12 protein-coding genes are annotated in these 16,388 nt (G+C 73.0%); 7 read left to right on the top strand and 5 right to left on the bottom strand.

What is annotated here, in order from left to right; translation table 11 throughout:
- Positions 1–6 precede the first annotated feature (6 nt).
- Genes Q0L15_RS01125 through Q0L15_RS01135 form a run of 3 tightly spaced genes read left to right on the top strand, consistent with a single transcriptional unit; the run spans position 7 to position 5,717 of the window.
- Positions 7–3,300, top strand: coding sequence for a UvrD-helicase domain-containing protein (locus tag Q0L15_RS01125; RefSeq protein ID WP_296601649.1), 3,294 nt, complete (start codon positions 7–9; stop codon positions 3,298–3,300).
- Entirely contained in the window at positions 3,297–5,042 is a 1,746-nt protein-coding gene (recD, locus tag Q0L15_RS01130) for an exodeoxyribonuclease V subunit alpha (protein ID WP_296601650.1), read from the top strand. The genes Q0L15_RS01125 and recD overlap by 4 nt, the downstream gene beginning before the upstream one ends.
- A 54-nt stretch (positions 5,043–5,096) precedes the next feature.
- On the top strand, positions 5,097–5,717 hold the full coding sequence (locus Q0L15_RS01135; protein ID WP_296601651.1) for an ACT domain-containing protein: 621 nt from the start codon (positions 5,097–5,099) through the stop codon (positions 5,715–5,717).
- A 94-nt stretch (positions 5,718–5,811) separates the two neighbouring features.
- Here Q0L15_RS01135 and Q0L15_RS01140 read toward each other — a convergent pair whose 3' ends face one another.
- Genes Q0L15_RS01140 through Q0L15_RS01150 form a run of 3 tightly spaced genes read right to left on the bottom strand, consistent with a single transcriptional unit; the run spans position 5,812 to position 9,108 of the window.
- On the bottom strand, positions 5,812–7,116 hold the full coding sequence (locus Q0L15_RS01140; RefSeq protein WP_296601652.1) for an MFS transporter: 1,305 nt from the start codon (positions 7,114–7,116) through the stop codon (positions 5,812–5,814).
- A gap of 52 nt (positions 7,117–7,168) precedes the next feature.
- Positions 7,169–8,626, bottom strand: a complete 1,458-nt coding sequence (locus Q0L15_RS01145) for an alpha/beta hydrolase (protein WP_296601653.1) — start codon at positions 8,624–8,626, stop codon at positions 7,169–7,171.
- A gap of 35 nt (positions 8,627–8,661) precedes the next feature.
- On the bottom strand, positions 8,662–9,108 hold the full coding sequence (locus Q0L15_RS01150; protein ID WP_296601654.1) for a nitroreductase family deazaflavin-dependent oxidoreductase: 447 nt from the start codon (positions 9,106–9,108) through the stop codon (positions 8,662–8,664).
- A 134-nt stretch (positions 9,109–9,242) separates the two neighbouring features.
- Here Q0L15_RS01150 and Q0L15_RS01155 point away from each other — a divergent pair, with 134 nt between their 5' ends.
- From Q0L15_RS01155 to pntB, 4 genes are all read left to right on the top strand, one after another.
- Positions 9,243–10,409: an MFS transporter gene (locus tag Q0L15_RS01155; protein WP_296601655.1), complete on the top strand. Its 1,167-nt coding sequence runs from the start codon at positions 9,243–9,245 to the stop codon at positions 10,407–10,409.
- A 10-nt stretch (positions 10,410–10,419) separates the two neighbouring features.
- On the top strand, positions 10,420–11,337 hold the full coding sequence (locus tag Q0L15_RS01160) for a 1,4-dihydroxy-2-naphthoyl-CoA synthase (RefSeq protein ID WP_296601656.1): 918 nt from the start codon (positions 10,420–10,422) through the stop codon (positions 11,335–11,337).
- Between the two features lie 188 nt (positions 11,338–11,525).
- Positions 11,526–13,055, top strand: coding sequence for a Re/Si-specific NAD(P)(+) transhydrogenase subunit alpha (locus Q0L15_RS01165; RefSeq protein WP_296601657.1), 1,530 nt, complete (start codon positions 11,526–11,528; stop codon positions 13,053–13,055).
- Entirely contained in the window at positions 13,055–14,470 is a 1,416-nt protein-coding gene (gene pntB / locus Q0L15_RS01170) for a Re/Si-specific NAD(P)(+) transhydrogenase subunit beta (RefSeq protein ID WP_296601658.1), read from the top strand. The genes Q0L15_RS01165 and pntB overlap by 1 nt, the downstream gene beginning before the upstream one ends.
- Positions 14,471–14,492: 22 nt before the next feature.
- Here the strand turns inward: pntB and Q0L15_RS01175 are convergent, their stop codons facing one another.
- Both Q0L15_RS01175 and Q0L15_RS01180 read right to left on the bottom strand, forming a co-directional pair.
- Positions 14,493–15,536: a tocopherol cyclase family protein gene (locus Q0L15_RS01175; protein WP_296601660.1), complete on the bottom strand. Its 1,044-nt coding sequence runs from the start codon at positions 15,534–15,536 to the stop codon at positions 14,493–14,495.
- 157 nt (positions 15,537–15,693) lie between these two features.
- Positions 15,694–16,341, bottom strand: a complete 648-nt coding sequence (locus tag Q0L15_RS01180) for a TetR/AcrR family transcriptional regulator (protein ID WP_296601661.1) — start codon at positions 16,339–16,341, stop codon at positions 15,694–15,696.
- Between the last annotated feature and the right edge of the window lie 47 nt (positions 16,342–16,388).

The raw sequence follows: 16,388 nt of genomic DNA on the forward strand, positions 1-16,388 counted from the left end.
AACGCCATGACCCCGTTCTCCATCGCCGACCCGCTGCCCACGGGCACCGTGCTGCTCGAGGCCAGCGCCGGCACCGGCAAGACCTGGACGATCGGTGCGCTCGTCACGCGCTACGTCGCCGAGGGGGTCGCCCGGCTCGAGCAGCTGCTCGTCGTCACGTTCGGGCGCGCGGCCAGCCAGGAGCTGCGCGAGCGGGTGCGTGCCCAGCTCGTCGAGGCCGAGCGGGTGCTGAGCGACGACCCCGCTGCGGGTGGGGTCGGTGACTCCGACCTCGTCACGCTGCTGCGCTCGTGGGGTCCCGAGGACCGGCGGCGCGGCCATCGACGGGTCACCGAGGCGCTCGCCGGCTTCGACGCCGCGACGATCGCGACCACCCACCAGTTCTGCTCGATGGTGCTCGACTCACTCGGCGTGGCCGGCGACAGCGACGCGCGCGCTCGCCTGGTCGAGGACCTCGACGACCTCGTCAAGGAGACCGTCGACGACCTCTACCTGCGGGCGTTCGCCGACGCGGAGCCGGCGTTCACCCACGACGAGGCCCTGGCGATCGCCCGGGCGGCGATCGGTGACCCGCAGGCCCGGCTCGAGCCCGCCGACGAGGACCGCTCGACGACCGCCGGCCGCAAGGTCGCGTTCGCGCGCACCGTCCGTGAGGAGCTCGACCGGCGCAAGCGTCGGCTCGGCATCCTCTCCTACGACGACCTGCTCTCCCAGCTCGCCGACGCGCTCGACGAGCCCGACAGCGCCGCGGCCCAGCGGATGCGGGCGCGCTGGCAGATCGTGCTCGTCGACGAGTTCCAGGACACCGACCCCGTGCAGTGGGACGTGCTCGACCGGGCATTCACCGGGCACGCCACGATGGTGCTGATCGGCGACCCCAAGCAGGCGATCTACGCGTTCCGGGGCGGCGACGTCACCACCTACCTCCGCGCCGCCGCGACGGCACAGACGCGTCAGACGCTCGCGGTCAACCGCCGCAGCGACGCCCCGCTGCTCGACTCGCTACAGGCCCTGCTCGCCGGCGCCGCGCTGGGCGACGACCGCATCGTCGTGCACGACGTGACCGCACACCACCCCACCTCCCGCCTCCAGGGAGCGCCGGTTCCGCACCCGTTCCGCCTGCGCGTCGTGCGGCGCGACACGTTCGGACGCCGCGGCAGCAGCACGCTCGCGGTCGGCCAGGTGCGCCCCCATGTCGCGCGCGACCTGGCGCTCGACGTACGCCGGCTCCTCGCGTCCGGGGCGACGTGGTGCGGTGAGCCGGTCCGGCCCCGCGACATCGCGGTGATCAGCTACCGCCACGCCGACCTGGCCGCCGTGCGCGAGGCGCTGCTCGACGTGGGAGTGCCGGCCGTGATCGCCGGGGGCGGCAGCGTGTTCGCGACCCCGGCGGCGGTCGAGTGGCTCACGCTGCTGGAGGCGCTTGAGCAGCCCCACCGCAGCACGCGGGTGCGGTCCGCGGCACTGACCTGCTTCGTCGGCCACACCGCGGCCGAGCTCGACGCCGGCGGGGACGAGCTGACCGACGCGGTCGCCGACCGGCTCCGGGGATGGGTCGAGCTGTTCGCCACCCGGGGCCTCGCCGCGGTGCTCGAGGCGGCCAACGTGGCCGGCCTGCCCGAGCGGGTGCTGGCCGAGGTCGGGGGAGATCGCCGGCTGACCGACCTGCGCCACATCGGCGAGGCGTTGCACGAGGTGACCCTGACCGAGCGGCACGGGCTGCCGTCGCTGCTGACGTGGCTGCGCGAGCAGGTCGCCGAGGGCCGCGCCGGACGGGGCGTCGAGCGCACCCGCCGGCTCGACTCCGACGCCGCGGCCGTCCAGCTGGTGACGATCCACGCCAGCAAAGGCCTGGAGTACCCCGTCGTCTACGTCCCCGCGCTCGCCGACCGGTTCGTCCCCAAGCCGACGCGCCCGCTGTTCCACGACGACCAGGGCACCCGCTGCCTCGACGTCGGTGGGTCGCGCTCGGGCGGCAGCTGGACCGACCACTGCCGGCGCTGGGCCGACGAGGAGGCCGGCGAGTGGTTGCGCCTGCTCTACGTCGCGACCACGCGGGCGAAGTCCCAGGTGGTCGCCTGGTGGGCGCCGACCAAGAACGCCGTCGCCTCGCCGCTGCACCGGATGCTGATGCGCGACCCCGAGGAGGCCTCCTCGGACGTGCCCGAGACGCCGCCCGTGCCGGACGACGACGCCGTGATCCCGCTGTTCTCGCGGTGGCGCGACCGCGGGGGGCCGGCCCCCGAGGCCGCGATCCACGCCGACCCCGGCGCCGACCCGCCGCTGCCGACGGTGCCCGACCTCGCGGCGCGGTCGTTCAGCCGGAGCGTCGACACCGAGTGGCGTCGGGCGTCGTACTCCTCGCTGAGCAAGGTCGAGGTCGCGGCGTCCAGCGGCGCCGTGGGGGCGGTCGCGAGCGAGCCCGAGGTCAGGGCCAAGGAGGACGAGTCCCTCGCCCCCGAGTCCGTGCCCGCCCCGCCAGCGATCGCCGATGACGTCCCGTCGCCCATGGCGGGGCTGCCGGTGGGGGCCACCTTCGGCTCGCTGGTCCACGCGGTGCTCGAGCACGCCGACCCCGACGCGCCCGACCTGCGTGAGGAGCTGCTCGGTCACATCGACGAGCAGCTCGGGTGGTGGCCGGTGGCCCTCGACCGCGAGGAGCTCGCCGACGCGCTCGTCGCGGTCTGCGACTCGCCGCTCGGGCCGCTGGCCGACGGCACCACGCTGCGCCGGGTCGGCCTCGGCGACCGGCTGCGCGAGATGGAGTTCGAGCTGCCGCTCGGCGACGGGCTCCTTGCGGACCTGGCTCCGCTCCTCGAGCGGCACCTGCCGCTCGGTGACCCGGTGCGGGCCTACGTCGCCCACCTCGACGGCCCGCTCGGCCAGCAGACCCTGCGCGGCTACCTCACCGGCTCGGTCGACGTGGTCCTGCGGCTGCGCGCCGAGGGCGGTCCGCGCTACCTCGTCGTCGACTACAAGACCAACTGGCTCGGACCGGCCGACGAGCCGTTGACCGCCCACAGCTACGCGCCTGCCGCGCTCGACGCCGCGATGGGCCACTCCGACTATCCCCTGCAGGCGCTGCTGTACGCCGCGGTCCTGCACCGGTTCCTGCGCTGGCGCCAGCCCGGCTACGACCCGGAGCGCCACCTCGGCGGCGTCCTCTACCTCTACCTGCGCGGCATGTGCGGCCCCGACACCCCGCTCGTCGACGGCTCGCCGTGCGGCGTCTTCGCGTGGCGGCCGCCGGTCGCGCTGGTCGAGGAGCTCTCCGACCTCCTGGACGGAGGGAGCGCATGAGCGAGCTGTTCGAGCCCGTCGACGAGCACGACTGGCGGATCGCCACCGGCGCCACCGGCCTGCTCGCGACCTTCAACGCCGCCGGGCTGCTGACGGCGAGCGACGTGCACGTCGCCAGGCGGATCGGCGCCCTCGGCGGTGAGACCGACGAGCGGGTGCTCCTCGCGGTGGCGCTCACGGTGCGCGCCGTGCGCCGCGGCTCCGTGTGCCTCGACCTCGCGGGTGTCGCCGCCATCGCGCCCGAGCTGCCCTGGCCCGAGGAGTGGCCGGTGGCCGACTCGCCCCTCGTGCACGCCGGCGTGGTGCGTCATGAGCACGGGCTGCTATACCTCGACCGCTACCACCGGCTCGAGCGCCAGGTCCACGACGACCTGGCCGCCCGGCTCGCGCTCGCGCCGCCGGTCGTCGACGAGCAGCGGCTCGAGGCGGCGCTGGCGCGGCTCGGTGGAGGGCACTTCAGCCCCGAGCAGCGCGAGGCGGTCGTCGCGGCCGTGCGTCGGCGTACGACGATCCTCACCGGAGGGCCCGGCACCGGCAAGACGACCACGGTCGCGCGGCTGCTCGCGCTGCTCGCCGACCAGGCCGTGGGTGGGCTGTCGATCGCTCTCGCGGCGCCCACCGGCAAGGCCGCGACCCGTCTGCAGGAGGCCGTCGCGGCCGAGCTCGCCGCGGTCGCGTCGAGCTGGCCGGAGGCGCCGGGGCTGGTCGGCCGCGTCGACGGGCTCACCCTGCACCGGCTGCTGGGCTGGCGCCCGGACAACGCGACCCGCTTCCGTCACGACCGTGCCAACCGGCTCAAGTACGACGTGGTCGTCGTCGACGAGTCCTCGATGGTCGACCTGACGATGATGGGGCGGCTGCTGGAGGCGCTGCGGCCCGACGCCCGGCTGGTGCTCGTCGGCGACCCCCAGCAGCTCACGTCGGTCGGCGCTGGCGCGGTGCTCAGCGACCTGGTCGTCGGCTACGACGGGAGGCCCGACTCGCCGGTCGCCCAGCTCACCACCAACTTCCGGTCCGAGGAGGACATCAAGTCGCTCGCCGCTGCGCTGCGGACGGGCGATCCCGACGAGGTGGTGCAGGCGCTGCGCATGCCCTCCGACCAGGTCTCCTGGCTCGAGACGTCGGACGAGGCCGAGATCGAGGCGGCCCTGCGTCCCGACTCGCTCGCCGCGGCCCGGGCGGTCTGGGCGGCCGCCCGTGACGAGGACCCGGACGCGGCGCTCGCCGAGCTCGACCGCTACCGGCTGCTCTGCGCGCACCGTGAGGGACCCTACGGCGTACGGCGCTGGAACCACCTCGTCGAGCGCTGGCTCGCCGAGGACCCGGACGTCGAGGTCTACGGGGAGTGGTACGTCGGCCGCCCGCTGCTGGTGACCAGCAACGACTACGCCCTCGACGTCTACAACGGCGAGAGCGGGGTGGTGGTCCGCCAGGACCAGCGGCGCCGGGTGTTCATCGCCGGCTCGGAGCGGCTCAAGGAGTTCGCCCCCGGTCGGCTCGAGGCCGTCGAGACCATGCACGCGATGACCATCCACAAGAGCCAGGGCAGCCAGGCCGACCGGGTGACGGTGCTGCTGCCCGACGAGGGGTCGCGGTTGCTCACCCGCGAGCTGTTCTACACCGCGGTCACCCGCGCCCGGCATCACGTGCGCGTGGTGGGGTCGGAGGTCGCCGTACGCGCCGCCGTCACCACCCGCGCACAGCGCGCGACCGGGCTCCCGGCGCGTCTCGCGGGCCGCTGACGAAACGCTGCCGCAACCTCAGGCGGCTAGGGTCGACGTCGGATTGGAGTGCTGATGCCTTACCTGCTGCGCGTGGAGCTGCCCGACGTCCCGGGTTCCCTGGGACGCCTCGCGAGTGCGATCGGTGACGCCGGCGGCGACATCGAGGCCATCGAGATCGTCGAGAAGGGCCGCGGTGGCTCGGCCGTCGACGACGTGTTCCTCGAGGTTGCGCCCGGGTCGATGCCCGACTCCGTGGTCTCGACCGTCAACGCCCTCGAGGGCGTGCGCGTGCTGTGGATCGGCCGGTACGCCGCGGGCGGCAACCTGTTCTTGGACCTCGAGGCCGTCGAGGAGCTCACCGAGGACCCCGAGACCGCCCTCGACCGGCTGGTCGACCGGCTCCCCGTCGTCTTCCGTGCCGACTGGGGCGCCCGGGTCAGCAAGACCGACGGCATCCTCCACGCCACCGGGGCCGCGCCGACCGACCTGACCTGGCAGCCGATCGAGCGCGCCGAGGTCATCGAGTCGACCGACGAGAACAACATCCACTGCGGCGCGCGCCTCAACAAGTCCGAGATCATCGTGATCGGCCGCCGCGGCGGCCCCGCGTTCCTCGACTCCGAGATCGCCCGCCTCGGCCACCTCGTCGGCCTGGCCATGTCGATCGCCAAGGCGGCCCGCGCCACCAGCTGATCTCGTTGACCCGTCGTGAACTTTCGGGCGGGTCAACGTCACTTGTCGACATTCGACGTTGACCCGTCGTGAAGTTTCGGGCGGGTCAACGTGCTTACGGCACCGAGCGGATCCGGTGGACGAGCACCGACCCGAGGATGGCGACGAGGAACGCGGCGGCGTAGAGGACGCAGTAACCCACGGAGAACCGGTCGCCGCCGGTCTCGGTGACGCCGCCCGCGGCCTCGACGACCAGCAGGATCAGGGCGGCGATGAAGGGCGCCACGACCTGGGGCAGGGCGTTGGCGATGTTGATGACGCCGAGGTCCTTGGCCCGGTCCTCGGCGCCGGAGAGCACCTGGGTGATCAGGGCGAAGTCGACCGAGGTGTAGATCCCGTAGCCCACGCCCAGCAGCACGGCCGCGGCGACGGCGGCCGGCCAGCTCTGGCCGACCGCGAGCAGCAGCGAGGCGAGGGCGCCGACCACGCCGGACCACGTCACGAACACCTTGCGCCGACCGGACCGGTCGCTCCAGATGCCGAAGACGACCGTGGTCGCCATGATCACGACCGCGTAGATCGCGGTCAGCACGAAGACGCGGTCGTCGGCCTCGTCCTTGTCGACGCCGATCACGTCCTGCAGGTAGTAGAGGAGGTAGAGAAGGCTCAGCGCGTTGCCGAGGTTGACCAGGAACCGCGTGATCCACGCCCAGGCGAAGTCCGGGTGCTCCCGTGGCGAGATCCAGAACCCGCGCACGAAGCCGCCCCAGTCGAACGGCGCGGGCCGCTCGTCAGGCGCCAGGGCCAGGTCGCGGGAGTCGAAGCAGTACGGCACGGTCAGCACGACCAGCGCCGCCGCTGTCACGGCGTACCCCGCGGCGATGCTGCCGGTCGCCGAGGCGATGCCGGTGCCGGCCACGACGCCCACGGTCTGGGCCACCGCGAGGATGCCGCCGACCCGGCCGCGCCTGGCGACCGGCACCTGGTCGGGCACGGTCGCGGTGACCGCGGCGAGCATCGCGTTGAGCGTGGCCTGCACGCCGCACCACCCGAGTGCCATCACGACGACGTTGTCGGCGACGGCGAGCAGCAGCAGCGACAGCGCGCCGCCGACCGCGCCGCCGATCACCCAGGGGAGCCGGCGTCCCACGCGTAGCGTCGTGCGGTCGGAGAACGCCCCGAACACCGGGTTGCAGACGACGGAGACGAACGCGCCCAGCCCGAGCACGACCGCCAGGATCGTCTTCTTGTGGTCGGCCGAGATCTCCTCGGCCTGCTGGGCGAGCAGCACCTGGATCGGACCGAAGAAGCCCGCCCACAGCCCGATGCTGGTCAGGGTGATCGCCGCGACCCAGCGGCCGGGCGGGTTGTCGGTCGGCTCGGCCAGGGCCGAGCGCGGAGCCGGAGCGGTGCCGGTCACCCGGGCATCGTGGCGCACCCGCCGGGCGCGAGCACCCGGAATCGGCGGAAGATCAGCAGCCGACGTCCGCGATGTCGCCCTCGGTCACCACCCCGCCCGGCGTGTGGAGGCCGTACGCCGAGCAGTAGTAGAAGCTCAACAGGTCCTCGCGCTCCAGCCGCACCGGCGACCACATCCCGTTGCCCGTCGGCTCCAGGTAGCGGAACGAGTCGGCCAGCAGCGCCCTGGTGTTGGCACGGTGCTTGAGGTAGCGGTCCAGCCACCGCTGCACGTAGACGCTGGTGAGGTCCTGCCCGTACCGGCTGGCCGGCAGCACCAGGGGGATGTCGGTGTAGTCGAGGTGCGTGGAGGCACGGGGTACGACGAGCATCGCGTCCACGCCGGCGGCGCGCCACGCGTCGTAGCCGCTCTCGCGCTCGCGCATCGGGTCGGGACCCTCCGGGCTCGGTGAGGGGGTCAGCGAGCTGCCGCCGCTGAGGAACCACGGCGACACCGTGAACCCGTACTCCGACTGCACGGCCAGGGCCGGGACCACCGGCCGGTTGCCGCTGCCGTCGAGCGGTCCGGTCGAGCTCGGTCCGGTGAGCTTGTCGAGCGCGACGACGGCGGCCACGCGCCGGTCGGTGCCCTGCACCTTCGAGACCGCCGCCGCGCCCATCGAGTGGCCGATGATCGCGATCCGCGTGGTGCGTCCCGGCGTCGCCGGGTGCGGGTCGGGGGAGAGGTCGAGGCTGCCCCGGTAGGGGTTGGCGCGCGAGGTGAAGAAGTCGAGCGCGTCCTCGGTGCCGACGAGGAAGTTCGACAGCTGCTGGAAGGGCACGCCCGGGCAGCCGAGCATCTCGCCGTCCTCGGGTGCGGCGAACGGGTTGCAGAACGGCAGGGTGCCTGCGCCGACCACGGGATCCAGGGGCGAGGGCTGGTGCGGCAGCGTCTCGCTGGTGCCTTGCCCCTGCACGTCGTAGGTCAGCACGACGTAGCCGCGCTCGGCGAGGTCCTGGGCCAACCACTCGTACATGCCCTCCGAGCCCTGCACCGAGCCCTCGGTCACGACCACGCCGGGGAACGGCCCGCGCAGTCGGCGGCCGGTGTAGGGGTCGACCGCGCCGGGGAGCGGCTTGTAGACGTGGCCGCGCAGCTGCGCGCCGTACCGGTTCTCGAACGCGACCGCCTGCGACAGCCCACGCGTGCCGTTCCAGCCGGCGCGCAGGGGGTTGCCGACGTTCCAGCCGGGCACGACGTTGCCGGCGGTGAGTGCCGGGCGCGTGGGCGAGGCGACCTGGGTCAGCAGCTGGTCGACGCTGCGCTGGGTCGAGGCCGCCACGAGCGCGGGGAGGTACGCCGGGTTCTGCAGCTGCCCGCCCGGTCCGTCGATCCGGCCGTAGGCGTCGGCGATGTTCTGCAGGTCGCGCTGCGTGTACGCGGGGTCGGTCGGCGCCGGGTCACCGGCGGCCGGGGCCGCGAGGGCGGCGGCGACGCAGAGGGACAGGACGCCCGAGGCGAGTGCACGCATGTGCGCTCAACGAGCGTCCTGCCGCCGGGGTGACGTCAGTCCTTGCGCTCGAGGAGGAACACCGGGATCTGGCGGTCGGTGTTCTGCTGGTACTCGGCGTACGGCGAGTAGACCGCCACCGCGCGCTCCCACCACTCCTCGCGCTCCGCGCCCTCGGCGAGGCGCACGGAGTAGGTGTGCTTCTCGGCGCGGTCCTGGAGGTCGACCTCAGGGTGGGCGACGAAGTTGTGGTACCAGGTCGGGTGCTCGGGAGCGCCGCCCTTGGAGGCGACCGCGGCGTAGACGCCGTCCTTCTCCACGCGCATGACGGGGTTCTTGCGGAGCTTCCCGGACTTGGCGCCCCTCGACGTGATCACCACGACCGGCCACTCGGGATGGTCGGGGAGCGTGTTCATGCGCGCGCCGTTCGACGCCTCGTACTCCGCCACCTGGTCGCGGACCCACTGCTCCGGGCTGGGCTCGTACTCGCCTTCGAGAGTCATGTCCACCAGAAGACCACGCGCGGTCGCCGTATTCCAGGTCTAGGCTGAGGCCATGCTGCACCTCCGTGACTGACGGTCGACCGCCTTTCCGGTCCCGTCCCTCTCCACCCTCACGGAGTCCCTCCATGTCCGGCATGACCGGCACGTCTCGTGCCCGGAGCCGCCTGTTCTCCCGCCCCGCTGTCCTGCGCACCTTCGCGCTCGGACTCGTCGGGCGGCTCGGGTACGGCGTTCTCCCCCTCTCGTTCCTCTTCACCGTCCGCCAGGCGACTGGGTCGTTCTCGGCCGCCAGCGGCGCCGTCGCGGTCTTCGGGCTGGGTGCGCTGGCCATGCCGCTGCAGGCACGCGCGCTCGACCGCTGGGGCCAGCGGCGGGTGCTGCCGCTGGTCGCCGGCACCTGGGTCGGCCTGCTCGGCGTAGCGCTGGCGCTGTCGCTGTTCGGGGTGTCCGCGCCCGTGGCGTGGGTCGCGATCGCGGTGCCCCTCGGCGTCTGCGCGCCCGCGCTGGGGCCCTCGATGCGTGCCCAGTGGCGGTGGTTCACCGAGGGCACCGACCTGCGGGCCCGTGCCTACTCCGTCGACACGGTGGCTGAGGAGATGCTCTACCTGGTGGGTCCCGCCATCGCGGGTGGGCTGCTGGCCGTCGGTCCCGCGCGCAACGGTCTGTTCCTGGTCGCGGTGCTCGCCGTCGTCGGCACCGCCGCGCTGACCGCGTCGCCCGCAGCGACCGTGCGCGCCGAGCTCGGTCCTGCGCGTGCGAGCCTCCTCGGTCCGGCCCGCCGGCCGGGGGTGCCCCGGCTGATGGCGACGATGGCGTGCTTCGGGGTGGGCGCCTCGCTCACGCTCACCGGGGTCGCCGCGGCCGCCGACGCCGTCGGACACCCGAGCTGGGCGGGCCTCGTCGAGGCCTGCCTGTCGGCCGGCTCGGTCACCGGCGGCGTGCTCTGGGCGTCGTCGCGACGGCTGCTGCCACCGGTGCCGGTGCTGTTGACCGGCAGTGCCGGTCTCCTGATCGGGGCAGCGGTGACGCCCTTCTGGGTGGCGGCGGCGTTGATCGCGCTCGGTGGCCTGTCCTGGGCGCCGACGTTCGTCGAGGCGTTCGAGGCCGCGGACCGGTTGGCCCCCGAGGGGCAGCGCACCGAGGCGTCGACGCTGGTGAACACCTCGACGAACCTGACCTACGCGCTGGGTACGGCGCTCACCGGCGCGCTCGTCGCGGCCGGTGCGACGCCGTACCTCCCGGCGGCGGCGGCGTTCGGTGCCGCCGCCCTGCTCGCGCGCGCCTGGGTGCGGGCCCGTTAGCCTCACCCGCATGAGCGCGATCGACGGGGTGTCGGAGATCTTCGACGCCGACGCCTGGGACGCCGTCCCCGGCTTCGAGGACCTGACCGACCTGACCTACCACCGGGCCAAGGCGCACGGCACCGTGCGCGTGGCCTTCGACCGGCCGGACATCCTCAACGCGTTCCGCCCGCACACGGTCGACGAGCTGCTGCGCGTGCTCGAGCACGCGCGCACCTCCAGCGACGTCGGCTGCGTGCTGCTCACCGGCAACGGCCCGAGCGCGAAGAACGGGAAGTGGGCGTTCTGCACCGGCGGCGACCAGCGGATCCGGGGCAAGGCCGGCTATCAGTACGCCGAGGGCGAGACCGCGGATACCGTCGACAAGGCCAAGCTCGGCCGGTTGCACATCCTCGAGGTGCAGCGGCTGATCCGCTTCATGCCGAAGATCGTGATCTGCGTGGCGCCGGGCTGGACCGCCGGCGGCGGGCACAGCCTGCACGTGGTCTGCGACCTGACGCTGGCGAGCCTGGAGGAGGCGCGGTTCAAGCAGACCGACGCCGACGTCGGGTCGTTCGACGGCGGCTTCGGCTCGGCGTACCTCGCCCGTCAGGTCGGCCAGAAGTTCGCCCGCGAGATCTTCTTCCTCGGCCAGGAGTACTCCGCCGAGGACGGCGTCCGGATGGGCACGGTCAACCGCGCGGTCCCGCACGCCGAGCTCGAGGCGACCGCGTTGGAGTGGGGACGGATCATCAACGGCAAGTCGCCCACCGCCCAGCGGATGCTCAAGTACTCCTTCAACGCGATCGACGACGGCCTGGTCGGCCAGCAGCTGTTCGCCGGCGAGACCACGCGTCTGGCGTACATGACCGACGAGGCCCAGGAGGGCCGCGACCAGTTCCTCGAGAAGCGCGAGCCCGACTGGTCGCCCTTCCCCTGGTACTACTGACGCGATCCACGGGCGACCACGCGGGCGACCTTCGGCCCTTCTTGGGGGGACCTTCGCCGAGGTAGCGTGCGAGCGCTCGGCCGCGTCCAGGCTGTGGGACGCACGAGCCGGAAGTGACTGCGGTCACTGACAGGTTCGAGTCCGGCTGGTGAGGTGTCACCCGCCGTCAGCGTCCCCCAGGAGGTCCAGTGCGTATCGGTGTCCCACGTGAGTCGCGAGCAGGGGAGACCCTCGTGGCGGCGACCGCCACCACGGCGTCACGACTGGTCAAGCTCGGCTACGACGTCGTGGTCGAGTCCGGCGCCGGCGGCGCGGCCAGCCAGCCCGACGAGGCGTACGCCGAGGCCGGCGTGACGGTCGGCAGCGCCGAGGACGTGTGGTCCAGCGACATCGTCGTCAAGATCAACGCCCCCACCGACGGCGAGATCGCGCGGCTGCGCCGCGGCGCCACCGTCGTGTCGCTGATGGCGCCGGCGCGCTCGCCCGAGCTCGTCGAGCGGCTCTCGGCCGCGGGCGTGACCGCGCTGGCGATGGACGCGGTGCCGCGGATCTCGCGTGCCCAGTCGATGGACGTGCTGTCCTCGATGGCCAACGTGGCCGGCTACCGGGCCGTCGTGGAGGCCGCGCACGCCTTCGGCCGTCAGTTCACCGGACAGGTCACCGCCGCCGGCAAGATCCCGCCCGCGCGGGTCTTCGTCGTCGGCGCCGGCGTCGCCGGGCTCGCCGCGATCGGCGCGGCCGGGTCGATGGGCGCGATCGTCCGGGCCTTCGACGTACGCCCGGAGGTCGCCGAGCAGGTCGAGTCGATGGGCGCGGAGTTCGTCACCGTCGACATGCAGTCCGAGGTCAGCTCCGACGGCTACGCCAAGGAGATGACCGCGGAGCAGGAGAAGGCCACCGCCGTCATGTACGACGAGGAGGCCCGCGCGGCCGACATCGTCATCACCACCGCCCTCATCCCGGGACGCCCGGCGCCGCGGCTGCTCACCGAGGAGACCGTGGCCGCGATGCGCCCGGGCAGCGTGATCGTCGACATGGCCGCGGCCAACGGCGGCAACGTCGCCCTGACGGTCGCCGACCAGGAGGTCGTCACCGACAACGGGGTGCGGATCCTCGGCTACACCGACCTCGCGGGCCGCCTCGCCGCCCAGACCTCCCAGCTCTTCGGCACCAACGTCGTCAACCTGCTCACGCTGATGACGCCCGAGAAGGACGGCGCCCTCACCCTCGACCTCGAGGACCCGGTCCAGCGCGGGCTGACGGTCGTGCGCGACGGCGAGGTGCTCTGGCCGCCGCCCCCGGTGCAGGTCTCCGCCGCACCCAAGACGCCGGCGCCGGCCGCGCCGGCCGAGCCGGCGCCGCCGAAGAAGAAGCGGCCGATGTGGCTGGTGTTCGCCGCGGTGTCCGTCCTGCTGTTCCTCGTGGCCGCGACGGCCCCGGCCCCGCTGCCCGAGCACTTCTTCGTGCTCACGCTCGCGATCGTGATCGGCTACTACGTGATCGGCAACGTGCACCACGCGCTGCACACGCCCCTGATGAGCGTCACGAACGCGATCTCCGGGATCATCGTCGTCGGAGCGATGCTCCAGCTCGGAGTGGACGACGCCGCCGTACGCGCCCTGTCCTTCGTCGCAGTTCTCCTCGCCAGCATCAACGTGTTCGGCGGCTTCGCCGTGACGCGCCGGATGCTCGGCATGTTCCGGAAGGCGGACCAGTGATGGATGCCGTGAGCATCGCCGTCGGCGCCTACCTGGTCGCCTCCCTCCTCTTCATCCTCAGCCTCGCCGGCCTGTCGCGGCACGAGAGCGCCCGCAACGGCGTCAGCTACGGCATCGCCGGGATGGCCCTCGCGCTGGCCGCGACCGTGGGTCTGCTCATCGACGACACCGACGAGGCGCTGCCGATGATCCTGCTCGTCGTGGCCGTGGCGGCCGGAGCCGCCATCGGCCTCTGGCGGGCCCGGGTCGTCGCGATGACCGGCATGCCCGAGCTGATCGCGCTGCTGCACTCGTTCGTGGGTCTGGCTGCGGTCCTCGTGGGCTGGAACGGCTACCTGCACGACGAAGGGCTCACCGGCTCACTGCACCGGATCCACAGCGCCGAGGTCGTCATCGGCGTCTTCATCGGCGCGGTGACGTTCACCGGCTCGATCGTCGCGAACCTCAAGCTCTCGGCGCGGATGAAGTCGGCGCCGCTGATGCTGCCCGGCAAGAACGCCATCAACCTCGGCGCGCTGGGGATCTTCGCCGGCCTGACGGTGTGGTTCACCGTCTCGCCGAACATCGGCGTGCTCATCGCCGTGACCGCGGTCGCGCTCGCCCTGGGGTGGCACCTGGTCGCCTCCATCGGCGGCGGCGACATGCCGGTCGTGGTCTCGATGCTGAACAGCTACTCGGGTTGGGCCGCGGCCGCGTCCGGCTTCCTGCTCGACAACAACCTGCTGATCGTGACCGGCGCGCTCGTCGGGTCCTCGGGTGCGTACCTGTCCTACATCATGTGCGAGGCGATGAACCGATCGTTCATCTCCGTCATCGCCGGAGGCTTCGGCATCGAGGTCGCCGCATCGGGTGACACCGACTACGGCGAGCACCACGAGATCACTGCCGAGGAGGTCGCCGAGCTCCTCGCCGACGCCTCCAGCGTGATCATCACCCCCGGCTACGGCATGGCGGTCGCGCAGGCGCAGTACCCGGTCGCCGAGCTCACCAGCAAGCTCCGGGCCCGTGGCGTCGACGTCCGGTTCGGCATCCACCCCGTCGCCGGCCGGCTGCCCGGGCACATGAACGTCCTGCTCGCCGAGGCCAAGGTGCCCTACGACGTCGTCCTGGAGATGGACGAGATCAACGACGACTTCCCGCAGACCGACGTCGTCCTGGTCATCGGTGCCAACGACACGGTCAACCCCGCCGCTCTGGAGGAGCCCGGCAGTCCGATCGCCGGCATGCCGGTGCTCCACGTGTGGGAGGCCAAGGACGTCATCGTCTTCAAGCGCTCGATGGCCGTGGGCTACGCCGGTGTGCAGAACCCGCTGTTCTTCCGTGACAACACCAGCATGCTGTTCGGTGACGCCAAGGACCGGGTCGAGGACATCGTGCGGCACCTCGCGGAGGTCCCTCAGCAGGCTTCTCGCTGACGGAGCGGTACGTCGGTGCCTCTCACCCGAGGGGCGCGGCGTCGACCTGGTCCGGCGCGTGTCCGCGGCGGGCGACCTCGGCCATGGCCCGGTCGATCCCGCCGTGCTCGAGGGCGGCGGCGGTCGAGTCGTCCGCCCAGAGCAGGCGGCCGTCGCGCCGGACGCTCACCCGCATGGTGGCGCCGAGGTGCTCGATCGCACCGGGAACGTTGCGACGCTCGAGGGGTAGCGGGACCGGCAGCACGTGCGCGGCATCCAGACCGCCGACGCCTTCCACATCGACGCGCCACCGAGCCGATCGTCCGCGCAGCAGCCAGCGCTCGTCGGTCACCTCGGCGCGCACGGGTGAGACGACCGGGTCGCCCAGCCGGAGCAGCCGTCCGCCTGGCAGGAGCACGACGAGCGCGGTGACCGTCGTGCGCAGCGGGCCGGCGGTCACCTCGCCGCCCGCGAACGCCACGCACACCGAGGGGTCCTCGAAGCCCTGGGCCTGGCCCCACCACCACGACTCGGGGAAGCCGCCCTTGCCCCAGTTCTTCTCGGCGTAGACCGCCCAGCCGTCCAGGTCCCAGGTCTCCGTGCCGACCACCGCATGCCCATGGGCGGAGCCCCCGAGCAGCCACGGGTGCCAGTACTGGTTGAGCCCCGGGACCGCCTGGAAGACGCTCGACCCGCCGACGGCCCGCCGGGGCCACGGCGTCGGGACCGTCACCCTCACGTCCACCCGGGCGTCCGCCCCGAGGTCGACCACCAGCCGGTCGGCCTCGCCCCGGAACGCGTCGCCGGCGTACGCACCCAGGCACGCACCGGACGCGTGACCCTCGGGGTGGGCGACCGTGCGCAGGAAGCCGTGCGGGTGCGCCGCGAGCCCGAGGGTGGCCCAGTGGCCGTCCGCCGCGCGGTTCACCCCGTTGAGCGCGATCAGCACGCGCCCCGAAGCGGGGTCGGTGAACCGCCAGAAGTAGCCCTCCATCGCAACGCCGTGCGCCGGCAGCGGGTCCCCGAAGGGCAGGTCGGCACCACTGGCCCGGTACGCCCGACGTACCGCACTGATCGCCGCCACCATCCGAGCATCATGTCAGCGGGGCGTGGACCCGGCCCCCGGAACCGATCCGGACCGCTCCCGCGGCTACGTCGGCTCGGGCCCTGGTGACGTCGAGGTCTGGCCGCGCACCGTCCAGCAGCTGGGCTGCGCCTGAGGCGACGAGCGGAAGGGGTGCGGTCTACTGCGCCAGCTCGCCGCCGGTCATCAGTCGCAGGATCTCCAACCCGTTGCTGTTGCCGCTCGCACCCTCGGGCAGGGGTGCGCCGCGCTTGCTCGCATGCACGGCGGCCATGTTCGCGACCCACGCGGCGAAGAGGGCGCTGGCGCGAGCCTGGGAACGGGTGGGATCGGGGTCCGCCGCGCGGGCCGTCGCGTCGTCGACGAGGTCGGCGATCGCGGCCATCCAGCGCTGCATGACGTGCCCGGCGATGTCGAGTGACCCCACCGTGAGCTGCTCCAGGAACGGGTAGGCGAGCGCGACGTCCTCCCCGGCCCGGTCGACCCAGCCGGCGTCGGCCATGGCGGCCAGGGCCGCCGCCACGGTCTCGGCCACGGGCTCCTCGACGGGGCGCTCGCGGACCGCTGCGACGAAGGCGTCGAGCCACCCGTCGAAGTAGGCGAGCATGATCGCCGCCTTGGACGGGAAGTGCAGGTAGATCGTCCGCACGCCGACCCCGGCGGCCTCCGAGATGTCCCCGATCGAGGTGCCGGCGTAGCCCCGCTCGGCGAAGAGACCCCGCCCGGCCTCGAGGATGCGCGCTCGCGTCGCCGCCTTGCGCACCTCCTGCCAGGGCGCCGACGGGGCCCGGCCACCCTGCTCGGCCACGGGACCAATCTAGGCCAGTCGTCCCATTGGGCCACGCGCGAACCGAG

This window comes from Nocardioides sp., assembly GCF_024509035.1.
Classification (GTDB): domain Bacteria; phylum Actinomycetota; class Actinomycetes; order Propionibacteriales; family Nocardioidaceae; genus Nocardioides.